17 protein-coding genes are annotated in these 24,489 nt (G+C 69.8%); 13 read left to right on the top strand and 4 right to left on the bottom strand.

What is annotated here, in order from left to right:
• The first annotated feature begins 14 nt into the window (after positions 1-14).
• The 3 genes from KCH87_RS36425 (at position 15) to KCH87_RS36415 (ending at position 6,032) form a co-directional block, all read left to right on the top strand.
• Positions 15-2,333 (top strand): GH92 family glycosyl hydrolase, encoded by a 2,319-nt coding sequence (locus tag KCH87_RS36425; protein WP_210592140.1) that lies wholly within the window; start codon positions 15-17, stop codon positions 2,331-2,333.
• A 145-nt stretch (positions 2,334-2,478) separates the two neighbouring features.
• The gene (locus KCH87_RS36420) at positions 2,479-3,822 is read left to right on the top strand and encodes a wax ester/triacylglycerol synthase family O-acyltransferase (protein ID WP_210592139.1); all 1,344 of its coding nucleotides are present in this window, start codon (positions 2,479-2,481) and stop codon (positions 3,820-3,822) included.
• A gap of 716 nt (positions 3,823-4,538) precedes the next feature.
• Positions 4,539-6,032, top strand: coding sequence for an SDR family NAD(P)-dependent oxidoreductase (locus KCH87_RS36415; protein WP_210592138.1), 1,494 nt, complete (start codon positions 4,539-4,541; stop codon positions 6,030-6,032).
• 25 nt (positions 6,033-6,057) lie between these two features.
• Here the strand turns inward: KCH87_RS36415 and KCH87_RS36410 are convergent, their stop codons facing one another.
• Positions 6,058-6,507, bottom strand: coding sequence for a hypothetical protein (locus KCH87_RS36410; RefSeq protein WP_210592137.1), 450 nt, complete (start codon positions 6,505-6,507; stop codon positions 6,058-6,060).
• 481 nt (positions 6,508-6,988) lie between these two features.
• Here KCH87_RS36410 and KCH87_RS36405 point away from each other — a divergent pair, with 481 nt between their 5' ends.
• The gene (locus KCH87_RS36405) at positions 6,989-7,162 is read left to right on the top strand and encodes a hypothetical protein (RefSeq protein ID WP_210592136.1); all 174 of its coding nucleotides are present in this window, start codon (positions 6,989-6,991) and stop codon (positions 7,160-7,162) included.
• 76 nt (positions 7,163-7,238) lie between these two features.
• On the opposite strand, the gene KCH87_RS36400 is transcribed toward KCH87_RS36405, so the two are convergent.
• A complete protein-coding gene (locus KCH87_RS36400) occupies positions 7,239-8,576 on the bottom strand; it encodes an amidase (protein WP_210592135.1) in 1,338 nt (445 codons plus the stop codon).
• 254 nt (positions 8,577-8,830) lie between these two features.
• Here KCH87_RS36400 and KCH87_RS36395 point away from each other — a divergent pair, with 254 nt between their 5' ends.
• Genes KCH87_RS36395 through KCH87_RS36385 form a run of 3 tightly spaced genes read left to right on the top strand, consistent with a single transcriptional unit; the run spans position 8,831 to position 14,547 of the window.
• Positions 8,831-11,161, top strand: coding sequence for an alpha-L-fucosidase (locus KCH87_RS36395; protein ID WP_210592134.1), 2,331 nt, complete (start codon positions 8,831-8,833; stop codon positions 11,159-11,161).
• Positions 11,154-12,989 carry a family 20 glycosylhydrolase gene (locus KCH87_RS36390; RefSeq protein ID WP_210592133.1) on the top strand — a complete coding sequence of 612 codons (1,836 nt, stop codon included), beginning with the start codon at positions 11,154-11,156 and terminating at the stop codon, positions 12,987-12,989. Before KCH87_RS36395 ends, KCH87_RS36390 begins: the two co-directional genes overlap by 8 nt.
• 13 nt (positions 12,990-13,002) lie before the next feature.
• Positions 13,003-14,547, top strand: coding sequence for an alpha-L-fucosidase (locus KCH87_RS36385; RefSeq protein WP_210592132.1), 1,545 nt, complete (start codon positions 13,003-13,005; stop codon positions 14,545-14,547).
• Between the two features lie 45 nt (positions 14,548-14,592).
• Here KCH87_RS36385 and KCH87_RS36380 read toward each other — a convergent pair whose 3' ends face one another.
• A complete protein-coding gene (locus KCH87_RS36380) occupies positions 14,593-15,612 on the bottom strand; it encodes a S9 family peptidase (RefSeq protein ID WP_210592131.1) in 1,020 nt (339 codons plus the stop codon).
• 148 nt (positions 15,613-15,760) lie between these two features.
• Positions 15,761-16,810: a LacI family DNA-binding transcriptional regulator gene (locus tag KCH87_RS36375; protein WP_210592130.1), complete on the bottom strand. Its 1,050-nt coding sequence runs from the start codon at positions 16,808-16,810 to the stop codon at positions 15,761-15,763.
• Positions 16,811-16,993: 183 nt separating this feature from the next.
• Between KCH87_RS36375 and KCH87_RS36370 the strand changes: the two genes are divergently transcribed.
• Genes KCH87_RS36370 through KCH87_RS36350 form a run of 6 tightly spaced genes read left to right on the top strand, consistent with a single transcriptional unit; the run spans position 16,994 to position 24,483 of the window.
• Positions 16,994-18,283 (top strand): ABC transporter substrate-binding protein, encoded by a 1,290-nt coding sequence (locus KCH87_RS36370; RefSeq protein WP_210592129.1) that lies wholly within the window; start codon positions 16,994-16,996, stop codon positions 18,281-18,283.
• Positions 18,284-18,285: 2 nt separating this feature from the next.
• Positions 18,286-19,173, top strand: coding sequence for a carbohydrate ABC transporter permease (locus tag KCH87_RS36365; protein WP_210592128.1), 888 nt, complete (start codon positions 18,286-18,288; stop codon positions 19,171-19,173).
• Entirely contained in the window at positions 19,170-20,021 is an 852-nt protein-coding gene (locus KCH87_RS36360) for a carbohydrate ABC transporter permease (protein WP_210592127.1), read from the top strand. Before KCH87_RS36365 ends, KCH87_RS36360 begins: the two co-directional genes overlap by 4 nt.
• Before the next feature lie 27 nt (positions 20,022-20,048).
• Positions 20,049-21,305: a cellulase family glycosylhydrolase gene (locus KCH87_RS36355; RefSeq protein ID WP_210592126.1), complete on the top strand. Its 1,257-nt coding sequence runs from the start codon at positions 20,049-20,051 to the stop codon at positions 21,303-21,305.
• Positions 21,302-21,430: a hypothetical protein gene (locus KCH87_RS50215; RefSeq protein WP_282613039.1), complete on the top strand. Its 129-nt coding sequence runs from the start codon at positions 21,302-21,304 to the stop codon at positions 21,428-21,430. Before KCH87_RS36355 ends, KCH87_RS50215 begins: the two co-directional genes overlap by 4 nt.
• A gap of 35 nt (positions 21,431-21,465) precedes the next feature.
• On the top strand, positions 21,466-24,483 hold the full coding sequence (locus KCH87_RS36350; protein ID WP_210592125.1) for a glycoside hydrolase family 38 C-terminal domain-containing protein: 3,018 nt from the start codon (positions 21,466-21,468) through the stop codon (positions 24,481-24,483).
• Positions 24,484-24,489: the final 6 nt, after the last annotated feature.

The raw sequence follows: 24,489 nt of genomic DNA, 5'->3' as shown, positions 1-24,489 counted from the left end.
GGAGGAACTGCACGATGAGATCGACCCGGCACCTGCGCCTGTGGGTGGCCGGGGCGGTGGCAGCGTCCGCGCTGTGCACCGTCCCGGCCGCCCGGGCCGCCGAGCCGCACGACGGGCACCTCACCGAACTGGTCAACCCGTTCATCGGCACCGAGAACGAAGGCAACACCTATCCCGGCGCCGCCGTGCCGTTCGGCATGGTGCAGCTCTCGCCCGACACCGGTCACAACACGGGCTACGACTACTCCCACGACCGCATCCGCGGCTTCTCCCTCGTCCACCTCTCCGGCGTCGGCTGCGGCCTCGGCGGAGATCTGCCCGTGCTGCCCACGACGGGTGACGTCACACAGACGGACTACGCGGACTACGCCGCCGGGTTCAGCCACGACGACGAGGAGGCGAGTCCCGGCTACTACAAGGTGGGGCTGTCGTCCGGTATCGACGCCGAACTCACGGCGACCGAGCGCACCGGCGTCCAGCGGTACACCTTCCCGGCCACCGACAAGGCCAACGTCCTGCTCAACGCGGGACAGTCGCTGCACAAGAACATCTCCACCAAGGTGGAGGTCCTCGACAGCCGTACGGTGCGCACCGCCATCACCGGCAGCGGCTTCTGCCAGGACACCGAGCCGTACACCGTCTACACGGTCACCCGCTTCGACCGGCCCTTCACCGCGTACGGCACCTGGGACGGCAGCGCGGTGACCGAGGGCGCGAAGAGCGGGCGGGACGGGGCCTACGTCCGCTTCGACACGACCGGGGACCGTACGGTCGAGGCGACCACGGCCCTGTCGTACGTCGACGCCCGTGGCGCGGCCGGCAACCTCCGTGCCGAGGGCGGGCGTTCCTTCGACTCCGTCCGCCACGGAGCTCAGCGGGCATGGGAGGACCGCCTCGACGACGTGCGCGTCCAGGGCGGCAGCGACACCCTGCGCCGCACCTTCTACTCCTCCCTGTACCGGTCGTTCCTCGCGCCGAACATCGGCAGCGACGCCGACGGCCGCTACACCGGCTGGGACCAGAAGATCCACCGCGCGCGGGGCTGGACGTACTATCAGAACTGGTCCCTGTGGGACACCTACCGCACCCAGTCCCAGCTCCTCTCCCTGCTCGCACCCCGCGAGGCCCGGGACATGGCCATCTCGGTCATCCGGATCGACGAGGAGAGCGGCTGGCTGCCCAAGTGGGGCTACGGCACGGTCGAGACGAACATCATGACCGGCGACCCGGTGACGCCCTTCCTGACCAACGCCTACCAGCAGGGGCTGCTCCAGGGGTACGAGGAGCGGGCCTACCGGGCGCTGAAGAAGAACGCCGACGGAGTGCCGCCCGCGGACTCGCCGGCGGTAGGCCGGGAGGCGAACCAGGAGTACCTCGCCGAGGGCTTCGCGCCGTACATCAAGGGCCGCCCGCATGTGAAACCCGGTGACTCGGACTACGACCACGGAGCCTCGGCCACGCTGGAGTACGCGCTGTCGGACGCGATGCTCGCGCAGATGGCGCGGGATCTCGGCCACACGGCGGACGCCGATCGCTATGCGGCCCGGGCCCAGAGCTACCGGCATGTCTTCGACCCCTCGACCGGCTTCTTCCGGGCCCGCGACGCCTCCGGAACCTTCACCGGACCCGCCGACCCGGCGAAGAGCGAGGGCTTTCACGAGGGCACGTCCTGGCAGTACCAGTGGCTCGTGCCGCAGGACCTGCCGGGGATGGTGGACCTGATCGGCGGCACCCAGGCCGCCAACGACCGGCTCGACTCCTTCTTCGCCTACGAGCAGCTCCTGGCGGACCCGGCGAAGACGGCGCGCGAGGTGTGGGTGAACGGGCCGTACGACTACTACAACGCCGACAAGTACAACCCGCAGAACGAACCCGACCTCATCGCCCCCTACACCTATCTGTCCACCGGTCAGCCGTGGAAGACCACCGACGTGGTGCACGCCGCGCTGACCCTGTTCACCGACACGCCGACCGGCATGACCGGAAACGACGACCTCGGGACGATGTCCGCCTGGAACGTGCTGTCGTCGATCGGGATCTTCCCGGTGCAGCCCGGTTATGACACCTGGGGCCTGTCCACGCCCGTCTTCAACCGCGTCGACCTCACCCTGGATCGCCGCTACTACCCGAAGGGCGGGCTCACGATCACGGCACCCGGCACCTCGGAGACCGACCGCTACATCCAGTCGGCCCGGACGGACGGGTCGGCCTACGAGCGCACGTATCTGACCACCGGCACTCTGCGGTCCCTGCGGTCGCTCGCTTTCACGGTCGGCCCGCGCCCGTCTGAGTGGGGAACCTCACCGGAGGCGGCGCCACCTGCACTGAGGTGATCCCAGACGCCTCATGAGTCCCGCCCCTTTCAGCAGGGGCGGGACTTAATCTCTTGTTAACTGTGCGTAGCTTGATCGTACTTGACCGTAATCGGTCGAGGGAGGTTGACTGCTGCCTCACCCTTCGTCGACGCGAGGCAAGCCATTGACTTCTGACGTGCTCGCACCTCTCGACCTTGCGTTCTGGAACATCGAGTCCGACCGGAACCCGATGCACCTGGGCGCGCTCGGCGTCTTCACCGCGAACTCGCCCACCGCAGGTGCCCACGCGGCCGACCTGCTCGCCGCCCGGGCCGCCGCCGTGCCCGGGCTGCGGATGCGGATCCGGGACATCTGGCAGCCGATCGGCTTTCCGCCGGCGTTCCCGTCCGCCTTCGGCGGTGCCGCCCGCGTGCCTGCCGCCGACTTCGATCCCCTGGACCACATCCGGCTGCATGCGCCGACCGAGGACTTCCACGAGGCGGCAGGGCGGCTCATGGAACGCCCGCTGGACCGCACCCGGCCGCCGTGGGAGGCGCATGTGCTGCCGGGGGAGAACGGCGTCTCGTTCGCCGTGCTCTTCAAGTTCCACCACGCACTGGCCGACGGGCTGCGGGCACTGACGCTCGCCGCCGCGCTTCTGGACCCGATCGACCTGCCCGAGCGCCGCCCCCGCCCCGAACCGCCGGCGCGCGGCCTGCTCCCGGACGTGCGCAAGTTGCCCGGGTTGCTGCGCGGCGCCCTGTCCGACGTGGGCCGCGCCCTCGACATCGGTGCCTCCGTCGCCCTGTCCAACCTGGGCGTGAGCTCCTCGCCCGCGCTCACCACCGAGCCCAGTGGCACCCGCGGCACGGCCGGTGCCGTCATCGACATCGACGATGTGCACATCATCCGCAAGGCCGTCGGCGGAACCGTCAACGACGTGCTGATCGCGGTCGTCGCCGGTGCCCTGCGCCGCTGGCTCGACGAGCGCGGCGACGGCAGCGAAGGCGTCGCGCCCCGCGCCCTGATCCCCGTCTCCAAGCGCCGCCCGCGCACCGCCCACCCTCAGGGCAACCGGCTCTCCGGCTACCTGATAAGGCTCCCCGTCGGCGACCCGGACCCGCTCGGCCGGCTCGGCACGGTCCGCGCGGCCATGGACCGCAAGAAGGACGCGGGACCGGGACGGGGCGCGGGTGCCGTCGCGCTGCTCGCCGACCATGTCCCGGCGCTCGCCCATCGGCTCGGCGGACCCCTGGTCAGCCAGGGCGCGCGGCTCTGGTTCGACATCCTGGTCACCAGCGTGCCCCTGCCCGGCCTCGGCCTGAAGCTCGGCGGACACGCGCTCACCGAGGTCTACCCCTTCGCCCCGCTGGCCCGCGGGCAGTCCCTGGCGATCGCGATCTCGACCTACCGCGGACGCGTCCACTACGGCCTCGTCGCCGACGCCCAGGCCGTCCCGGACCTGGACCGCCTGGCCGCCGCCATGTCCGAGGAGGTGCAGACACTGATCGCCGCGTGCGGTCCCTGACGGGCGTGGGGGTGGTCGGGGTGTGGTCCTGCATGGGCGTGGGTGTGGTCGCGGCCTGTGGTCCCTGGCGGGGCGCGGGTGTGATCGGCGTCCGTGGTCGCTGACCGTCGGGGATGCGATCGGTGCGTGGCCGCCGGCCGGTGGGTGTGGTTGCGGCTTGTGGTCCCGGCGAGTGTGGGTGTGATCGGCGTCTGTGGTCGCTGACCTCGGCGGGTTCGGGAGCACTTTGCGGTCGCTGACGGTCGGGGATGCGATCGGCGCGTGGGGCGCCGGCGGGTGGGTGTGGTCGCGGTGTGTGGTCCGTGGCGAGCGTGGGTGCCGTTGGCGTCTGCGGTTGCTGATCTCTGCGGGTTCGACAGCCCTCTGCGGTTGCTGAAGACCGCGGTTCGAGAGGCGTCAGCGTCGCTGATCTCCGCGGGTTCGGAGCCGTCTGCGGTGGCTGATCTCCGCGGGTTCGGAGCCGTCTGCGGTCGCTGACCTTCGCGAGGTCGACAGCCGTCTGCGGTCGCCAGCCACCGCGAGGTCGAGAGTTGTCTGCGGTCGCCGGCCACCGCGCGTCCGATCGCCGCGGCAGGCATCCGCACCGCAGGTTCGATCACCCGCCACCCTCCATGATCGTCGCGGGTTTGGCGGTGGGCCCGGCGCTCCGTAAAATTCCTCGTTCGAAAGCGGACTCGACCGGAGCGCCGCGCGGTGGATCAGGAACGGCAGCGGCGATGACGGTGACAGAGGACGGCACGGCGACCACGGACGAGGTCGTGTACGGGCCCGGCATCGACCCCGAGCGGCTCGCCGTCTGCCTCGGTGTGCTCGAAGAACTCGACAAGCTGGACGTGGACCACCCCGACGCCATCGCCGTGCGCCGGGCCACCGCCGGCATCTACCGCACGGTCAAGCAGCGCCGCCGTCAGGAGCGCCGGGCCGCCAAGACCGCCCACGACAAGGCGGTCACGGAGGCCACGGCGACCGGCTCCGCCGAGCGTATCGACGACGAGACCGAGGGCCTCCTGCCGTCGTCGATCACGGCGGAGGGCAAGATCGCGGGGATACTCCAGCGCCCGCGCTCCTGCTACACCTGCAAGGCCCGGTACGTCGAGGTCGACTACTTCTACCACCAGCTCTGCCAGAACTGCGCCGCCGTGAACCGGGCGCACCGGGACTCCCGCGCCGACCTCACCGGCAAGCGCGCGCTGCTCACCGGCGGCCGCGCGAAGATCGGCATGTACATCGCGCTCCGGCTGCTGCGTGACGGTGCGCACACCACGATCACCACGCGGTTCCCCAAGGACGCCATCCGCCGCTTCAAGGCGATGGACGACTCGGCGGACTGGATCCACCGCCTGGAGGTCGTCGGCATCGACCTGCGCGACCCGGCCCAGGCCGTGGCCCTGGCCGATCAGGTCGCCGCGCAGGGCGCGCTCGACATCCTGATCAACAACGCGACGCAGACGGTGCGCCGTATGCCCTCCGCGTACGCCGCGCTGATCGAGGGCGAGAGTGCCCCGCTGCCGGCCGGTGAACTGCCCGCCCACCACGTCATCGGCGCCTTCGGCTCCGGCGCGGTCGACGGACTGGCCGCGCTGCCCGCCGGTATCAGCGGCCTCGACGCGCAGCAGGTGGCCGATCTCGCCCTGGTCGCGGGCAACGCCAGCGTCGCCCGGCACCTCGACGGCACCGCCATCGACGCGGGCGGCCTGGTCCCCGACGTCGTCGACACCAACACCTGGGTGCAGAGCATCGAGCAGATCTCCCCGGTGGAACTCCTCGAGACCCAGCTGTGCAACTACACGGCGCCGTTCATCCTGATCAGCAAGTTGCGACCGGCGATGGCCGAGGCCGCGCGCAAGGCATCCAGCACGCGCGCGTACGTCGTCAACGTCTCGGCTATGGAGGGCGTGTTCGGCCGCGGATACAAGGGTGCGGGCCACCCGAACACGAACGCCGCCAAGGCCGCCATGAACATGGTGACGCGCACCAGCGCCCAGGAGATGTTCGAGACCGACGGCATCCTGATGACCTCCGTCGACACCGGCTGGATCACCGACGAGCGCCCGCACTACGACAAGCTGCGCCTGGCGGAGGCCGGCTTCCACGCGCCGCTGGACCTGATCGACGGCGCGGCCCGCGTCTACCACCCGGTCGTCGCCGGCGAGCAGGGCGAGGACCTGTACGGCGTCTTCCTGAAGGACTACGCGCCGGGCAAGTGGTGAGGCGGGGCGGATGACGAGGGGGCCGTCACTCGACGGCCCCCAGCCGTGAGTTGCGGGCCGCCACCAGCTCCAGCACCGTGCGCCAGTCCTCCAGCACCCCGGCGTCGAACCCGGCGCTGCGGCCCTCCTCCTCGGCCTGGCGCAGGCTGACCAGGTCGTCGTCGACCGGAGTGCCGAGCCGGGAGTGGCGGCGTACAAGACGGGAGACCCGTTCACCGAGCAGACCCCGCACCGCGTCGGCCGTACGGTCGGCGAGGCCGGCCGTGTCGCCGGGCCAGAGCAGCTGCCCTATCGGCTGCACCAGGCCCGCGACTTGGAGTTCCTTGTCGGCAGGACGGCTGCGGCGCAGCAGCGCGGCGGTCCGCAGGGCGTGATCGTGCAGATCGACGCGGTCACCGGCGCGCTGCCGGGCGTCCCACGTGCCTCGGCACGCGTACAGAAGATCCATCAGCTCCTCGACGCTGCGCAGCTCCATGCGTCAGTCCTCCTGCGAGACAGCCGTTGTCTGACGGCAGCAGATCATGGCGAGCTTTCGGCACAGCCAACGGGACTTGAACTGCGCGGCGATCGATCCGGCTGTCTCGATCCCGTCGACGTCGACGCAATCCGATGTAGGCCGAACGAGTGACTTCGCTGTAAGGCATCTCGCAATAAATAAGGGCATATCATGACCCAATCAACACAGGCGACTTGTGACGGTTACCCCAAGTTTTCAGCCCCATCGAGCGGACCCCCGCTCATTTGGTTACTCTGTAGGGGACGGACAGCAGTACCGGGTCCTACCCACACCCACAGTCCGTCCCGGGGCGAGCCGGATATCACGGCCCGCTCTCAGCTGAGTTACCGGCGCCACCGCGTCCGAACAGTTCTCGACCCAGACCCGAGCGGGCGTCAGGCGCACAGCAGCAGAGTGGCCGACACGCCCCGAGGGTGACCCGACACATAAGGAGTGCGCGGTGACACCGGAGAAGACGAATCGCGAACAGCGCCCCAAGGAAAGTTCGGAGCGCGCGGGCCAACGGCCCGGGGAGATCGGCAGTCTCGACGTGTGGGCACGTTCCGCCCCCATCCGCCTGGCCGGCTACGAGGACGACCTCGCCGAGCCCCACATCCTGCCCAGCGTGGACTGACAGCCCGGACAGACCCTTTCGCGATCGCAGCCGCGGCCGACGACCGGCCGCGGCTTCGACGTGTGCAGCCGCAGTCCTAGTCGAGCGGTGCCGTCCGCTGCCACGGATGCAGCTTCTCCACCTGCTCCGCCAGTTCCAGCAGCATCGCCTCCGATCCCGGGAGTCCCACGAGTTGTACGGCGCAGGGGGCGCCCGAGGGCAGCGAGCCGAACGGGACGGTCAGCGCGGGCCAGCCCGTCAGGTTCCACGGCGGAGTCAGCGGCGAGTAGTTCGTGTTGGCGAGCACATTGCGCAGCCAGCCCCGCTCGTGCCAGGCCTCGGCCTTGGGGGAGCGGCGGGCCAGCGCCGGCGTGAGCACCACGTCGTGCTCGGCGAAGAACGGCTCCAGGCTCCTGCGCAGCTTCTCCCTGCTGTCGCCACCGGTCACCCGGCCCACGAAACGCCGCCCCACGGCCGCATGCACCCGGGTGCGCCGGGTCAGCAGACCCGGGTCGAGATCCTTGGCGTCCACCGCCGTGCCCGCCGTCCAGTGGGCGAGCGAGGTGAAACTCAGCGACAGCGGGTACGGCGGGTCGGCGCGCCGTACCTGATGCCCGGCCTTGGCCAGGACACCGGCGGCCGCCCGGGTCGCCGCCGCGTACGGCTTGCTGATGGCGACACCGGCGAGCGGGCTGCGCAGGGACACGGCGACCTTGCGCGAGCCCGGCTCGTGCGGTCGTACGGCATCGGTGTCGGCGAGGACCGACAACATGAGACGGGCGTCCTCGACGGTCGTCGCGAGGGGGCCGTTCTCGGACATACCGAACCAGTTGCTGGTCCCCGCGGGAACGACGCCGTGGCCCGGCTTGATGGTGACGAGCCCGCAGTTGGCCGCCGGGATGCGCAGCGAGCCCATGCCGTCGTTGCCGAGGGCGATCGGCACCAGGCCCGCGGCGACCGCGGCCGCGCTGCCGCCGGAGGAGCCGCCGGCCGAGCGCGAGGTGTCCCACGGGTTGCGGGCCGTGCCGTGGACGCCCTCCGTCGTGCCGAAGACACACAGCTCCGGCACGTTCGTCAGGCCCACGACCACCGCGCCCGCCGCCCGCAGCCGGGCCACGGTGACATGGTCGTCCTCGGCGGGGGTGTCCGGGATCGCGGCGGAACCGACACGGTTCGACTCGCCGCGCACCGCGAGGTTGTCCTTGATGGCCACGGGCACGCCCGCCAGGGGCAGTTCGGCCAGATCGCCGCGCGAACCGACCTCGTCGGCCTCGGCGAGCGCAGCCTCGGCGCGCACCACGCGGAACGCCCCCACACGGCCGTCGAGCCGCTCGATCCTGGCCAGGTGCTCGGCCACCACCTCGCGTGGCGTGGCCCGCTTCTCCCGTACGGCGGCGGCGATCTCGGCGGCGGTCCGGCCGGCCCAGTTGGTCACGTGTGTTCCTCCGAAGTGCGTGTACCGGCGAGTATGTAGGGAGAACTGTGCCCGCGTCGGCACGGCACGTCGAGAGGGAGCAGGGCTTGGACATTCGGGCTGCTGTTCTTGGACTTTTCGCGCGGGCACGCACAGGAGACGCCCGTTGAGCAGGCGATCCTCCGATCAATCCCTCAACTCTCTTGCCGTTCCACCCCATTGACAGGCCCAGGAGCCCGCTCAATCATCAGACATCCGATGAATTGGAGCCGCTCATGCGTATGTATCCAAGACGTCTGGTCCTGGGTGTGGCGGCAGGCGCAGCCGCCTCCGCAGCCCTTCCGCTCACCGTGGCAGGCAAGGCGCACGCCGCCGCCGGTCAGTGGGTTCCCGTCCCGGACCCGGTCCCCGTCCCGCTCGACGGGCTGTACGACAACGACGGCATCGACACCGCCTCGTCCCGCGGCGGTGACTTCGACGGCTCGGGCTACACGTTCCCGGGCGAGGAACTCCCCTCCGGCCGTATCGAGGTCGACGGCATTTCCTTCGACTTCCCCGGCTCGGCGGCGGGCGCGAAGAACAACGTTGTCGCGCTCGGCCAGCGCATCGAACTGCCCCGGGGCCGCTATCTGTCGGCCCTCTTCCTGACGGCCGGCAGCTACGGCAACGCCACCGGCACGGCCACCGTCCACTACGCCGACGGCTCCACGACCACCGCCGGTATGGGAGGCGCCGACTGGTACTCGGCGGGCGGCTCGCTCTCGGTGCCGTACCGCTACACGCCGGACGGCACCAAGGACGAGCACAGCGTCGGGATCGGCGTCTCGGAGGTGTGGGCCGCCCCGGAGCGGGAGGCCGTGGCCGTCACCCTGCCGGTCACCAACCCGGCTCAGGAAGGCAAGTCCTCCCTGCACGTCTTCGCGCTCTCCCTCCAACCCGTCGCCCAGGGAAGGGCGTTGGTGCTGCGTGACGCGCACTCCACCAACTCCCTGCTGGACTCCACCGGCGCGCAGAGCGTCGAGGCCACCGTCATCAACGTGGGCACCGTCGCGATCCTCGGCGGCGACAAGGTGTCCGTACAGGTCGACACCCCCGGCGCACGCACGGTCGAGCCCGCCCGCATACACCGTCTCGACCCCGGAGAGCAGGCGCGCGTGCGCGTCGGGATCCGCAACCGCACGGGAACGGCCCCCGGAACCGAGCAGGACGGCTCGGTGACCGTCCGCGGCCGCGGAACCCAGGCCGCCGCCGGCCGCCGCAAGCTGACGCTGGGCGTCGCCGACTATCAGCCCGCCGAGACGTCCCTGTCCGGCCATCAGGCGCCGTACTGGTTCAACAGCGCCAAGTTCGGAATCTTCATCCACTGGGGCGTCTACTCGGTGCCCGCATGGGCGCCGGTCGGCGTGCAGTACGCCGAGTGGTACTGGGACCAGATGCAGGACCCGGGCAACCCCACGCACGCCTACCACCGCACCACCTACGGCGAGGACTTCGCCTACGACGACTTCATCCCGCGCTTCACCGCGGAGAAGTTCGACCCGCGCGCATGGGTGGAGCTGTTCCGCGACGCCGGAGCCCAGTACCACGTACTGACGTCCAAGCACCATGAGGGCTTCGCCCTGTGGGACACCAAGGTCTCCGACCGCAACTCCGTGAAGCTGGGCCCGAAGCGGGACCTGATCAAGGAGCTCTTCGAGGCGTCCCGCCGGTACACGCCCGAACTCCACCGGGGCCTCTACTTCTCCATGCCCGAGTGGTTCAACCCGGACAACCCCTGGATGGGACACGCCCCGCGCAACCCGTACACCCTGGAGCCGGTCCCGTACACCGGACACACCGCGGGCAAGGACTATGTGAAGGACCTTCAGGCCCCGCAGATGCTGGAGCTGATCCACGGCTACGACCCGGAGATCATCTGGGCCGACATCGGCGGCGTCAACGACAGCCTCAACGTCCTCGCCGAGTACTTCAACCACGCCAAGAACCGCGCCCGTCCGATCGAGGTCACCGTCAACGACCGTGCGGGGATCGGCTTCCACGACTTCACCACCCCCGAGTACACGACGTACGCGAACACGGTCGTCGCCAAGTGGGAGGCCAGCCGCGGGCTCGACCCCCGCAGCTACGGCTACAACCAGGCCACCCCGGACGACGCCTATATGACGGCCGAGGAGGTCGTGCACAGTCTCGTCGACATCGTCTCGAAGAACGGCAACTTCCTCCTCGACGTCGGCCCGCGCGCCGACGGCACCATCCCGGAGATCATGCAGACCCGGCTGCGCGAGACGGGCCGTTGGCTGCGCACCAACGGGGAGGCGATCTACGACACCACGTACTGGTCGCGGATGGCCCAGCTCGGCGAGGATCTCCGCTTCACGGTCCGCCCGAACGAGGCCTTCTACATCCACTCCCTGGCCCGGCCCGGCGCACAGCTCACCGTCGAGGCCCCCGTCCCGGTCCGCGGCGGCGACAAGGTGACGATGCTCGGCCACGACCGGCCCCTGACCTGGACCGTACGGAACGGAGCACTCGTGATCGACGTACCCGAGGCGGCCCGGAAGGCGGGTCGTCACGCATGGGTGTTCAAGGTGGAGTGGCATGGCTGAACGAAGGAGGAGACGGTTCGCGCTGATCGGCCTCGTCGCGGTGCTGATGCTCTTCGGAGTACCGGCGCAGGCGACGGCGAAGCAGGAACCGCCACCGGTCACCGTGCCCGCGCTGACCAACTGGACGGCAGAACCGGGCAGTTATGCCTACGGGCAGGGGACCCGTGTCGTCGCCGACTCGGGGACCGAGCGCCGGGTCGCCCGGACCCTGGCCGACGATCTGAGGGAAGCGGGACACGGCACGGTTCCCGTCGTACGGGGCGGGGCGCGCGCCGGTGACATCGTGATCGACGTACAGCCCTCGCGTTCTGCTCTTGGCGCCGAGGGCTATGAACTCCGGGCCGGCAAGCGGCTGTCGGTGACCGGCGCGACCGAGACCGGTGCCTTCTACGGCACCCGGACCCTTCTGCAACTCCTCGCGCAGGGAGACCGGATCCCCGCCGGACGCACGGTGGACGTGCCGCGCTACCAGGAGCGGGGGGTCGGGGTCTGCGCCTGCTACATCCACATCTCGATGCCCTGGCTGGAGAACCTCGTCCGCGAGATGGCGTACCACAAGCTCAACCAGCTGCTCGTCGAGCTGAAGGTGAAGAGCGACGCCCATCCCGAGGCCAACACCTGGGGCTACTACACCAAGGACGAGATACGCGGCCTCGTCGCTCTCGGCGCCAAGTACCACGTCGAGATCATCCCCGAGATCAACTCCCCGGGCCATATGGACCCGTGGATAGAAAACCGCCCCGACCTCCAGCTCACCGACACCGACGGCAACAAGCAGCCCTCCCGCCTCGACATCACCCGGCCGGAGGCCTTCGCCTACTACACCAGCCTGATCGACGAGTACGCGCAGGCCTTCACGTCCACGTCCTGGCACATGGGCGCGGACGAGTACATGCTCGGCTCGGACTTCGCCAAGTACCCGCAGATCCTGGAGTACGCGCAGGAGAAGTACGGCCCCGACGCCACACCCCAGGACGCCTTCGTCGACTTCGTGAACCGCGTCCACGCCTACGCGGTCGCCAAGGGCAAGAAGCTGCGCATCTGGAACGACGGGCTCACCGGCGCCAACACCGTGCCGGTGGCGGCTGGCACCACGGTCGAGCACTGGCTGAACGTAGCGGTGAAACCGAGCCAACTCATCGATCAGGGCTATCCGTTGATGAATTCGGCGTACGCCCTCTACCTCGTCCGCGGCGGCTTCCACTCCGACACCGGGGCGCTGTACGAGCAGAGCTGGGATCCGCGCAGCTTCGAAGGTGAGAAGCTCACCTCGGCCGACGGCATCACTGGCGCGAAGATCAGCCTGTGGCCCGACAACGGCCGTGGCGAGACCGAGAACGAGGTCGCCGAGCGGCTGTGGCCCGCACTGCGTCACATCGCCCAGGCCACGTGGGGCGATCCGCACCCGGACGCCACGTACGCCGAGTTCACCGCGCGCGGTACCGCGGTCGGGCACGCGCCCGGGTGGCGGGACCTGACCAGGACGCCGGTCGCGGACGGGACGTACACCTTCCGGACGGACGGTCTCTCGTTCACGGCTCAGGTGCAGCGCACGACCGACGGCTATCTGACCCTGCGGACCGCGGCCGGCTGCCTGGAGGTGCGCGGCGGCAGGCTGACGCTCAACGTGCCGCTCCAGCCGGGCGTCGAGGCGACCGCGCAGTCCTGCGACGCCGCGAACACCCTTCAGCGCTGGGAGTTGCAGCCCGCCGCCGGCGGATACCGGCTCGTCAACGCCATCACACGGATGACCCTGAGCCCGGACGACGGCCGGCTCGTGCAGTACCCGCCGGACCAACGCCCGTCCGCCGTCTGGTACCTGAGCTGAGGAGCCCCACGCCATGACCGTCTCCAGACGCCTCTTCGTCAGTGCCGCCACCGCCGTCACCGCGCTCGCCGTGACCGGAATCCCCGCGGTGGCCGCACCCGCCGAGGCCGAAGACCCCCGCTACCGCATCCCCGTCTCCCCGGACGACACCGAGGCGGACCTCGTCCGCAAGGCCTCCCAGGTCCGGCCGACCGCTCGGCAGGTCGCCTGGCAGCAGCTGGAACGGACCGCGTTCCTGCACTTCGGTGTGAACACCTTCACCGGTCTGGAGTGGGGCACCGGCGACGAGGACCCCGATGTGTTCCAGCCGGCCGGCCTCGACACCGACCAGTGGGCCCGTGCCCTGCGCGACGGCGGCTTCAAGCTCGCCATCCTCACCGTCAAGCACCACGACGGCTTCGTGCTCCACCCCTCCCGCTACACCGACCACTCCGTGGCCTCCAGCAGCTGGCGTGACGGGCACGGCGACGTGCTGCGCTCGTTCGCCGACTCCATGCGACGGTACGGCCTCAAGGTCGGCGTCTACCTCTCGCCCGCCGACGAGAACCAGTTCCTCCACGGCGTGTACGCCAACGGCAGTGCCCGCACCGAGCACACCATCCCGACCCTCGTCGAGGGCGACGACCGTTCCCCGGACCGCGTCTTCACCCTGGAAGCCACCGACTACGGCGCCCATATGCTCAACCACCTCTACGAAGTGCTCACCGAGTACGGCCCGATCGACGAGGTCTGGTTCGACGGGGCCCAGGGGCGCATCCCGCCGGACAAGGTCGAGAAGTACGACTGGGACAGCTGGTACACCCTGGTGCGGTCGCTCGCCCCGGACGCCGTGATCGCGGTCTCCGGCCCGGACGTGCGGTGGGTCGGCAACGAGGGCGGGCTGGCCCGCGAGGACGAGTGGAGTGTCGTACCGGTCCAGGAGAAGGACTACGGCCGGACCGACTACGCCCTCGCCTACGACGCCCCCGACATGGGCAGCCGTGACGCGCTTGTCACGGCCCTGCCGACAGCGGACTATCTGCAGTGGTGGCCGGCCGAGTGCGATGTGTCCATCCGGGACGGCTGGTTCTACCATGCCGACCAACAGCCCAAGACAGTGGAGCAGTTGACGGACATCTACTTCCGGTCCGTCGGGCGCAACTCCGTCCTGCTGCTCAACATCCCGCCGGACACCGACGGGTTGCTGCCCGCCGCCGACGTGGTCCGGCTGCGGGAGTTCCGCGAACGCGTCGACCGGGAACTGCCCGAGGACCTGGCGCAGGAAGCCCGTGTCACGGCCTCACCGGGCCGGGTGAGCGTCGACCTCGGAAGGGAACGGGAAGTGGACCGGGTACGGCTGGCCGAGGACATCCGCCGCGGCCAGCAGGTGGAGAGCTTCGTCGTCGAGGCGCACCTGGACGGCGCCTGGACGGAGGTGACCCGGGCGGGGGCCGTCGGTGCGAGCCGGATCCTGCTGCTGTCGGCTCCGGTGCGGGCCCGGCGGTGGCGGTTGCGGGTGACCGGTGCCCGGAGTGCCGTACGGATCACGGAGTTCGGGCTGTACCGGTCCCGGGTCTGAGGGGCCGGGTGGCCACCGGGGCGTCGGCGACCCGGTGGCCACCCTTCAGCGCAGGTGTTCCTCGAAGAAGTCCATGGTGGTCTCCATCGAGCGCGGCCACTGTCCGTAGAAGGTGTGGCCCTCGCCCTGGTACGTGCGCAGCTGCACGTCCTTGCCCGCCTTCTCGAACGCGGCCACCGTGTGCCGGGTCCAGGCGATGGGGCAGGTGTCGTCGACGGTGCCGTGATGGATCAGCAGGGGCTCGGTGACCCGGTCGACGTAGGTGAGCGGGGAGGCCTCGCGCCAGAACTCCGGGTTCTCCTCGGGCGTGCCGTGCTCGGCCTCGATCTCGGCCACGACCGGGTCGGCGTCGGGACGCTGGAACTGGTCGATGTTCTCCTCCGGGTGCGCGCTGACCGGAGCGAAGGCCACAGCCGCGTCGAACAGGCCCGGAGCCACCACCAGCGAGTTGTAGACGACACCGCCGCCCATCGAGCGGCCCAGCAGTCCGATGCGGTCGCCGTCGATCTCCGGCCGCCCGGACGACCGCAGCGCCATCGCCGCACCGATGGCGTCCTCGGTGTAGCCGAGCCGCAGGTTGACGTTGTTGTCGGCGTCCTTGTCCGACCTCGCGTGGTTGCGGTAGTCGGTGTGCAGGACCACATAGCCGTTGCGGGCGAGGAGATCCTGCTCGCGCGCAAGTCCCCGGCCGGTCGTGTAGACGGCCGGGTCGATATAGCCGTGCGCCAGGACCAACGCCGGGAACGGCCCCTTGCCCTCAGGGATGTTCATGAGCCCCGAGATCGTCAGCCCGTTCGCCTCGTACGTCACCTCGTAGCTGGTGTAGTCGGCGGTACGGGCCAGGACGGTGCCGAGCTTGAGGCCGGAACCCGTGTGTTCGCGCTGGATGAGGGCGGGGATCGACACGGGGTTGACCGGGGAGGGCGTGGGGGAGGGGGTGACGGTGCGGGTCGACGCCGGCGGGCTCGTGCGCGCCGGGTCGTCGTCACCGCCGCCCGCCGTGCATCCCACCACGGCCGACAGCACCAGTGCGACGGCAACACGGACAGTTCCCCTGAGCGGCATACGACCATTGTCCCCAATCGGGGCCCGCAATGTCCCCCGGGTTCGGCAACGCCGCTAAGGGGCGCGGGGCTGTGTCGATATGCGGCTCCGCCGCGTGGGCGCGACCAGCCACGACGGCGCCGCGACCGACCGACGACAGATCGCGGCACTAACCCGCGGAGCGCACCGCGCCCGTACTGTCCCGCACGATCAACCGCGGCACCGGCACCCGCACCGTGCGAGCCGGCCCACCGTCCAGCAGCGCAGTCAGTTCCGTCGCCGCCATACGCCCGAACTCCACACTGTCCCGGGACAGGGCAGACAGCCACGGCTTGACCATGCGGCACAGCGCCGAGTCCTCCCAGGCCACCACCGACACATCCCTCGGCACCGAGAAGCCCAGCTCGGTCGCGGCGGCGACCCCGGCGAGGGCCATCACGTCATTGTCATAGATCAGCGCGGTCGCGGGAGCGGCCGTCGACAGCACGCGACGGGTCACGGCCGCGCCCTCCGCGTCGGAGTAGTCGGTGGGCACCGAGTCCACTCCGGTCAGCCCGCGCCGCCCGGCCTCGGCGCGCAGCGTGCGGATCCGGCGCTCGGTGTGCGCGAGCCCCGGCAGCCCCGCGATGTGCACGATCCGCCGGTGGCCGAGCGCGTACAGCTCGTCGACGACCGCGGCCATCGCACCCGCGTCGTCCGCCCACACGGTGGACAGGCCGGGGTGGCGTTCGTCCGGGGCGCCGCCGATCACCACGGCGGGCAGACCCAGCTCGTCGAGCAGGTCCGGCCGGGGATCGTCGGTGCGCGGGTCGACCACGAGGACGCCGTCCACCCGGTGCTCGGCCCACCAGCGCCGGTACACCGCGCACTCGTCGTCGATGTCCTCCACCACCTGGAACAACAGCCCCAGATGCCGCTCCGCCAGCACCTCCTGGATGCCCGAGACGAGCTGGAGGAAGAACGAGTCCACGCCCAGCGTCTCGGCCGGCCTGGCGAGCACGAAGCCGACCGTGGCCGCGCCCTCCCCGGACAGCGCGCGGGCCGCCGTACTGGGCCGCCAGCCCAGCTCCTCGGCGACCTGCCGCACCCGGTCGCGGGTGTCCTCGGAGACCCCGGGCCGGCCGTTCAAGGCGAAGGAGACGGCGCTCTGGGAGACCCCGGCGTGGCGCGCGATGTCCTTCATGGTCGGCCGGCGGGCCGGTGACCGCTTGCCTGACATGGTGATTCCCCATTCCACCGACGCATTACCGGGCCAGTATGCACTAATGCGGTTCAGCTCGGTGATCCTAATACGCATTAGTCACTAATGAAATTAGCTGCGCCAGAGCCATTGACGGGCCGGTGAGGGGGCGTGCAAGGTCTGCGTCGTTGGCCAACTCCGTTGCAAAGGAGGCCGTTCACGGTGCCTATTTCCCGCAGAGCCCTTGCTGCCGCTTTCGCCGTCTGTGTCCTCCTGCCGCTGAGCGCCTGCGGCTCCGGAGACGACGGTGGCTCGACCGACGCCTCGGGCAAGGTCGAGGGCGACATCACCTTCCAGACCTGGAATCTCCGCGCCAACTTCAAGGACTACTTCGAGGGTCTGGTCGCCGACTTCGAGAAGAAGTACCCCGGCACGAACGTCAAGTGGATCGACCAGCCCGCCGAGGGCTACGCCGACAAGATCAGCGCGGACGCGGCCGGCGGCACCCTCCCCGACGTCGTCAACGTCTCGCCGGACCTGGTCGCCCCGCTGGCCAAGGCGGGCCTCGCGCTCGACCTGGACAAGGCGGCCTCGCAGTACAAGAAGGAGTACCTGGACGGCGCCTGGGCCAGCCATCAGATACCGGGGATGACCGGCACGTACGCCTTCCCCTGGTACCTCAACACCGGGCCGCTGTTCTACAACAAGTCCCTGTTCGAGGAAGCCGGACTCGACGCCGACCAGCCGCCGACGACGTACGACGAACTCTTCGCCGACGCCCTCCAGATCGCGGAGAAGACCGACGGCAAGGTCGCCACCCTCGCCAACGTGCCCACCGTCGAGGACTTCGGCCGCTACGGCGTTCCGCTCATGAACAAGGAGGGCACCGCCTTCACCTTCAACGACGCGAAGGGTGTCGAACTCCTCACCAAGTACAAGGAGTTGTACGACGCGAAGGCGCTCGACCCGCAGGCGCTGACCGCCACCCCGGAGTCGTCCGGCAAGAAGTTCCTCACCGAGGCCGTCGCCATGAACCCCGGCAGCGCCCTGGATCTGGGCAACTTCAAGAAGCAGGCGCCGAACCTGTACAAGAACATCGGCATCACCGACCAGATCACCAGCACCGGCCACGTCAACATGTACGTGATGGGCGTGATGGTGAACGCGCAGACCAAGCAGAAGCCCGCCGCGGTCGCTTTCGCGCACTACGTCACCGAAGCCGCGCAGCAGATGTCCTTCGCCAAGAAGGTCGCGATCTTCCCGAGCACCGCCGGTTCGCTCGACGACCCGTACTTCACCAAGGAGGACGGGACCGACGAGACGCGGGTGCGGGTGGCCGCCGCCAAGTCGCTGAAGACCGCGGTCAATTACACGCCCGTGCTGTTCAGCGAGCAGATGAAGACCGAGCTGCGCAACGAGGTCGCCAAGGCGTTGCAGGGCAAGCAGAGTCCCAAGGAAGCCCTCGACAACGCTGTCGAGGCCTGCGACCGGCTCCTTCAGCAGCAGGGATAGCGATGTCCACCGTGTCCCGGGTGCGGCGCCAACTGCCGGTGAGTCCATGGCTGTTCGCCGCCCCCGGCCTGCTGGTCATCGGCGCCTTCATCCTCTACCCGTTCGTCTCCACGCTGATCAACGCCTTCACCGACCGCCGCACCCTGATCCCCGGCGAGTTCGTGGGCCTCGCCAACTTCCGCGAGCTGCTGCACGACGACATGTTCTGGATCGGCCTGCGCAACAGCACGCTGTACGTCGTCGGAGTCGTCCCCGCGCTGGTGATCCTGCCCCTGCTGCTGGCCATGCTGGTGCAGAAGAGCATCCCCGGCATCACCTTCTTCCGCTCCGCCTTCTACACCCCGGTCGTCGCCTCGATCGTCGTGGTCGGGCTCATCTGGGTGTGGCTGCTCGACGAACGCGGGCTGGTGAACTCGCTGCTGGAGACGGTCGGCGTCGGCCGGATCGGCTTCCTCAGCGACCAGTGGTTGCTGCTGCTCAGCGCCATGGCCGTCACGGTCTGGAAGGGCCTCGGCTACTACATGATCATTTACCTTGCCGCGCTCGCCAACGTGCCGCGCGAACTCCACGAGGCCGCCGCCGTGGACGGCGCGGGTGCCGTGCGGCGCTTCCTCAACGTCACGGTGCCCGCTGTCCGGTCGACCATGGTGCTGGTCGGGGCGCTGTCGTCGGTGGCTGCCTTCAAGGTGTTCTCGGAGGTCTACCTGATGGCAGGGCCGAGTGGTGGTCCTGCCGGTGAGGACACGACGCTCGTGATGCTCGTCCAACGCACCGGCACGGGTCTGACGGGCCGTGTCGGTTACGCCTCCGCCATCTCCGTCGTCGTCTTCGTCGTCACCGTCGCGCTGATGCTGCTCGTCCTGAGGGCGGACCGGAGGAGCGAGGCGTGACCATTGCTGATGAGCACGGCCGCCGTGTACGCGGGTGGGAACTCGTCCTGCGCTACGCCCTGTTGCTCGCCGTACTCGCTCTGACCGTCGGCCCCTTCCTCTGGCAGCTCTCCACGTCCCTGAAGGGCCCGACCGAGGACATCTACACCTCGCCGCCGAAGTTCCTCCCGAGCGACCCGACGCTCCACAACTATGAGCGCGTCTCCGAGACCATCCCCGTCTGGGACTACGCGCTCAACTCGCTGAAGGTCGCAACGGCCAACGTCGTGACCAACTGCGTCGGTTCGGCACTCGCCGGCTACGCCCTCGCCCGGCTCCGCTACCGGGGCCGTCGCGCGGCCACGCTCGCCTTCATCCTGGCGATGCTCGTGCCGGTGGAGGGCATCATCATCGCCCAGTTCACGACCATGCGGGAGCTGGGGCTCAACAACACCCTGGTCGGTGTCGTCCTGCCGGGCTGCATCGGCGCGATGAACGTGCTGCTGATGCGCAACGCCTTCCTCAACCTGCCGTACGAGATCGAGGAGGCGGCCTTCGTCGACGGAGCCAACGTGTGGCAGCGGTTCCTGCGTGTCGCGCTGCCCTCCGTGAAGGGGATCCTTGCAGTCGTCGCGATCTTCGCCTTCATGGGCGCCTGGGACGACTTCCTGTGGCCGCTCATCGTGCTGAGCGACCCCTCCAAGTTCACGCTGACCATCGGCCTCAACTATCTGCACGGCACCTTCGCCAACGACGAACGGCTCGTCGCCGCGGGCACCGTCATCGCGGTGGCACCGCTGATCGTCCTCTTCGCCTGTCTCCAGCGGTACTTCTTCCGCGGCGTGGGAGAGGGCGCCGTCAAGGGCTGAACCCGTCCCTCCGTCACAAGGACACGCATGCCTTCTGCCGTGCGCTTCGGCGTCAACTACACCCCAAGCGTTGGGTGGTTCCACCACTGGCTCGACTTCGACCTCGACTCCGTACGCGCCGACCTCGACTCCATCGCGGCGCTGGGTCTCGACCACATCCGCGTCTTCCCGCTGTGGCCGTACTTCCAGCCGAATCGCTCGCTGATCCGCCCGAGGGCCGTCGAGCAACTGGTGCAGCTCGTCGACGACGCCGCCGACCGCGGACTGCACGTCAACGTGGACGGTCTGCAAGGGCACTTGAGCAGCTTCGACTTCCTGCCCGCCTGGACCCGGACCTGGCACCGGCGCAACCTCTTCACCGACCCGGACGTGATCGACGGCCAGGCCACCTTCCTGCGCACCCTCGCCGCCGCGCTCGCCGACCGCCCCAACTTCATCGGCATGACCCTCGGCAACGAGGTCAACCAGTTCTCGGCCGGTCCGCATCCCGACCCCGACCGGGCGACCGGCGCGCAGATCGACGCCTGGCTGGAGCGGATGCTCGCCGCCTGCGAGGAGGGCGCCCCCGGCAAGCTGCATCTGCACGCCGAGTACGACGCGACCTGGTACCAGGACGACCAGCCCTTCACCCCGGCCCAGGCCGCCCGGCGCGGCGCCGTCACCGCCGTACACTCCTGGGTCTTCAACGGCACCGCCCAGCGGCACGGCCGCACGTCCGTGCCCACCGAGCACCATGCCGCCTATCTGATCGAGCTGAGCAAGGCATGGGCGGACGAGCCGCAGCGGCCCGTGTGGCTCCAGGAGGTCGGCGCGCCGGCACCCCTGATCCCGGCCGAGCACGCCGCCGCGTTCACCGAGGCGACCGTTGCTCATGCGCTGGACTGCCCGGACCTGTGGGGCATCACCTGGTGGTGCTCCCACGACGTGTCCCGAGAACTGGCCGACTTCCCCGAACTCGAATACGGGCTGGGGTTGTTGACCAATGACCGGCGGCCCAAGGAGGCGGCCCTGGTGCTGGCGCGCGCGGCCCGGGAGCACACCCACGCCCCGGCACCTCGCACCACGGCGCTCGTCGTCCCCGCCGACCCGTTCGCCCGTTCCCTGTGCGCTCCGGGCGGCCCCGTCTTCGACGCCTACTTCCGGCTGGTCGCCGACGGTGCCCGGCCCACCACCGTGCTCGACGTGCGCGCCGACGACAAGGAACACCTCGCCGCGCGCGGCATCACCGAAGTCGTCACTCCCGACCAGGTACTTCCCACCCCACAAGGAGGTACCCGCCCGTGAACCCCACCAGACGCACCGTCCTGCCCGACGGCACCCAGGGCGAGCGGACGGCACGGTTCGAAGTGCGTGCCGTGGGGGAGCTGTACACCTCGTCGGCACCTGTGGCCGTCAGCCACACCTGGTAAGCACCCGCACCCGGACGATCTACGGAGCACCCCGCATGCATGACGACCGCAGCCTGGTCGAAGCCCGCCTCAAGCGTGTCCTCGACGAACGTGTCCGCCCCGCTGTGTACCCCGAGTCCGTACCGCTGGAAGTGGCGGTGTGGCACGCCCCCGGCGAACCCGTGCCGGTCGAGGAAGGGCTCGCGGCCGCACCCGAGCCGATCGAGGTGGGCGCCCGGTGGGGTGCTCCGTGGGGCACCAGCTGGTTCCGTGTCACCGGGACCGTGCCCGAGGCGTGGGCCGGACGGACCGTCGAGGCACTCCTCGACCTCGGCTTCGACGAGAACATGCCCGGCTTCCAGTGCGAGGGCCTGGTCTACCGGCCCGACGGCACCCCGGTGAAGGGCCTCAACCCGCGCAACCAGTGGGTGCGGATCGGCGCGCCCGTCGAGGGTGGCGAGGAGGTCCGGCTGCACATCGAGGCGGCCTCCAACCCCGTCATCCTCGACTACCACCCCTTCCTGCCCACCCAGCTCGGCGACAAGGAGACGGCGGGAGGAGAGCCGCAGTACAAGCTCACCCGCATGGACCTCGCCGTCTTCGACGAGACGGTGTGGCAGCTCGTCCTCGACCTGGAGGTGCTCGGCGAGCTCATGGTCGAGCTGCCGGTCGAGTCGGCGCGGCGCTGGGACATCCTGCGGGCGGTGGAGCGTGCCCTGGACGCCATCGACCTCCAGGACGTGGGCGGCACGGCGGCGCAGGCACGTTCACGGCTCGCCGACGTACTCGCCACCCCCGCCGCCCCGTCCGTGCACCGCATCAGCGCCGTCGGGCACGCGCACATCGACTCGGCGTGGCTGTGGCCTTTGCGCGAGACCGTGCGCAAGGTGGCCCGTACGACCTCGAACATGACCGCGCTGATCGAGGACGAGCCGGAGTTCGTCTTCGCCATGTCGCAGGCCCAGCAGTGGGCGTGGGTGAAGGAGCACCGGCCCGAGGTGTGGGCGCGGGTGAAGAAGGCCGTGGCGGACGGGCGGTTCGTGCCGGCCGGCGGCATGTGGGTGGAGTCGGACACCAACATGCCGGGCTCGGAGGCGATGGCCCGTCAGTTCGTGCACGGGAAGCGGTTCTTCCTCGACGAGTTCGGCATCGAGAACGACGAGGCGTGGCTGCCCGACACCTTCGGCTTCGCCGCCGGACTCCCGCAGATCATCAAGGCAGCCGGCTCCAAGTGGCTGCTCACGCAGAAGATCTCCTGGTCCCGGACCAACAAGTTCCCGCACCACACCTTCACCTGGGAGGGCATCGACGGCACGCGCATCTTCACGCACTTCCCGCCCGTCGACACCTACAACTGCTCCATGAAGGGCAGTGAAATCGCCCACGCCGCACGCAACTTCAAGGACAAAGGCCGGGCCCGGCACTCCCTCGCGCCCACCGGCTGGGGCGACGGGGGTGGCGGCACCACCCGTGAGATGGTCGCCAAGGCGGCCCGCCTGCGCGACCTCGAAGGATCGGCCACCGTGGTGTGGGAGACCCCCGCGGAGTTCTTCGAGAAGGCCGAGGCCGAATACCCGAACCCGCCCGTCTGGGTCGGCGAGCTCTACCTCGAACTCCACCGGGCCACTCTCACCAGCCAGGCGAAGACCAAGCAGGGCAACCGCCGCAGCGAACACCTCCTGCGCGAGGCCGAACTCTGGGCGGCGACCGCGGCCGTACGTACCGGATTCCCGTACCCGTACGAGGAGTTGGACCGCATCTGGAAGACGGTGCTGCTGCACCAGTTCCATGACATCCTGCCCGGCTCGTCCATCGCCTGGGTGCACCGCGAAGCACGAGCGACCTATGAGCGGCTCGCCGGCGAGCTGAACGGCATCATCGACGCGGCCCAGCGCGCCCTGGCCGGGGAGGGGTCGACGCCGCTCGTGTTCAACGCGGCCCCGCACACCCGCGAGGGCGTCCCGGCAGGCGGTGCGCGGACCCCCGTCACCGAGGGCCGCACCGCGCTCGCCCCACGCACCGACGGCAGTCACGTCCTCGACAACGGCCTGCTCCGGATCGAGGTCGACGCCCGGGGACTCGTGGTCTCCGCGTACGACATCGGCGCCGACCGCGAGACGATCGCCCCGGGACGGGCCGCGAACCTCCTCCAACTCCACCCCGACTTCCCGAACATGTGGGACGCCTGGGATGTCGACGAGTTCTACCGCAACACGGTCACCGACCTCGTCGACGCCGACGAGGTCACGGCGGGTGACGACGGCGTGTCGATCCGGATCGTACGGTCCTTCGGCGCGTCCCGCGTCACCCAGGTGCTGTCTCTCGCCCCGGGGGAGCGGCGGCTGGTGCTGGACACGGAGGTCGACTGGCACGAGACCGAGAAGTTCCTCAAGCTCGCGTTCCCGCTCGACGTGCACGCCGAACGGTACGCGTCCGAGACCCAGTTCGGGCACTTCCACCGGCCCACACACACCAACACCAGCTGGGAGGCGGCCAAGTTCGAGGCGTGCAACCACCGGTTCGTGCATCTGGAGGAGCCGGGCTGGGGCGTGGCCATCGCCAACGACTCCACGTACGGCCATGACGTGAGCCGAACGGTACGCACCGACGGCGACGGCGGTACGACCACCACCGTGCGCGTCTCCCTTCTGCGCGCCCCGCGCTTCCCCGACCCCGAGACCGACCAGGGCATCCACCGCTTCCGGCACGCCCTGGTGCCGGGCGCGGGCATCGGCGACGCCGTCCGTGAGGGCTGGCGGATCAACCTGCCGGAGCGGCGGATCACGGGCACGTCCGAGGTGGCCCCGCTGGTGAGCGTCGATCAGGACGCGGTCGTCGTCACCGCGGTCAAGCTGGCCGACGACGGCAGCGGAGATGTGGTGGTCCGGTTCCACGAAGCCCACGGTGGGCGTGCCCGCGCGACGCTCACCGCGGGGTTCGAGGTCGCGGGCGTCGCGGTGACGGACCTGCTGGAACGGCCGCTGACGGAGGCCGAGCCACAGTGTGACGGCAACAGGATCACCGTACGGCTGCGGCCTTTTGAGCTGGTGACGTTGCGGCTGAAGCGGGCCTGACCGGGG

It is taken from the genome of Streptomyces sp. GESEQ-35 (assembly GCF_017948485.1).
Classification (GTDB): Bacteria; Actinomycetota; Actinomycetes; order Streptomycetales; family Streptomycetaceae; genus Streptomyces.
Note: the sequence above shows the minus strand (reverse complement) of the source record. Positions and strands in the feature narration are given on the sequence as shown.

Bases quoted from the DNA above. Each gene is read 5' to 3' on its own strand.
- KCH87_RS36425 (WP_210592140.1), top strand. From the start codon at position 15: ATGAGATCGACCCGGCACCTGCGCCTGTGGGTGGCCGGGGCGGTGGCA.
- KCH87_RS36415 (WP_210592138.1), top strand. From the start codon at position 4,539: ATGACGGTGACAGAGGACGGCACGGCGACCACGGACGAGGTCGTGTAC.
- KCH87_RS36410 (WP_210592137.1), bottom strand. From the start codon at position 6,507: ATGGAGCTGCGCAGCGTCGAGGAGCTGATGGATCTTCTGTACGCGTGC.
- KCH87_RS36395 (WP_210592134.1), top strand. From the start codon at position 8,831: ATGCGTATGTATCCAAGACGTCTGGTCCTGGGTGTGGCGGCAGGCGCA.
- KCH87_RS36390 (WP_210592133.1), top strand. From the start codon at position 11,154: ATGGCTGAACGAAGGAGGAGACGGTTCGCGCTGATCGGCCTCGTCGCG.
- KCH87_RS36385 (WP_210592132.1), top strand. From the start codon at position 13,003: ATGACCGTCTCCAGACGCCTCTTCGTCAGTGCCGCCACCGCCGTCACC.
- KCH87_RS36380 (WP_210592131.1), bottom strand. From the start codon at position 15,612: ATGCCGCTCAGGGGAACTGTCCGTGTTGCCGTCGCACTGGTGCTGTCG.
- KCH87_RS36375 (WP_210592130.1), bottom strand. From the start codon at position 16,810: ATGTCAGGCAAGCGGTCACCGGCCCGCCGGCCGACCATGAAGGACATC.
- KCH87_RS36365 (WP_210592128.1), top strand. From the start codon at position 18,286: ATGTCCACCGTGTCCCGGGTGCGGCGCCAACTGCCGGTGAGTCCATGG.
- KCH87_RS36355 (WP_210592126.1), top strand. From the start codon at position 20,049: ATGCCTTCTGCCGTGCGCTTCGGCGTCAACTACACCCCAAGCGTTGGG.
- KCH87_RS36350 (WP_210592125.1), top strand. From the start codon at position 21,466: ATGCATGACGACCGCAGCCTGGTCGAAGCCCGCCTCAAGCGTGTCCTC.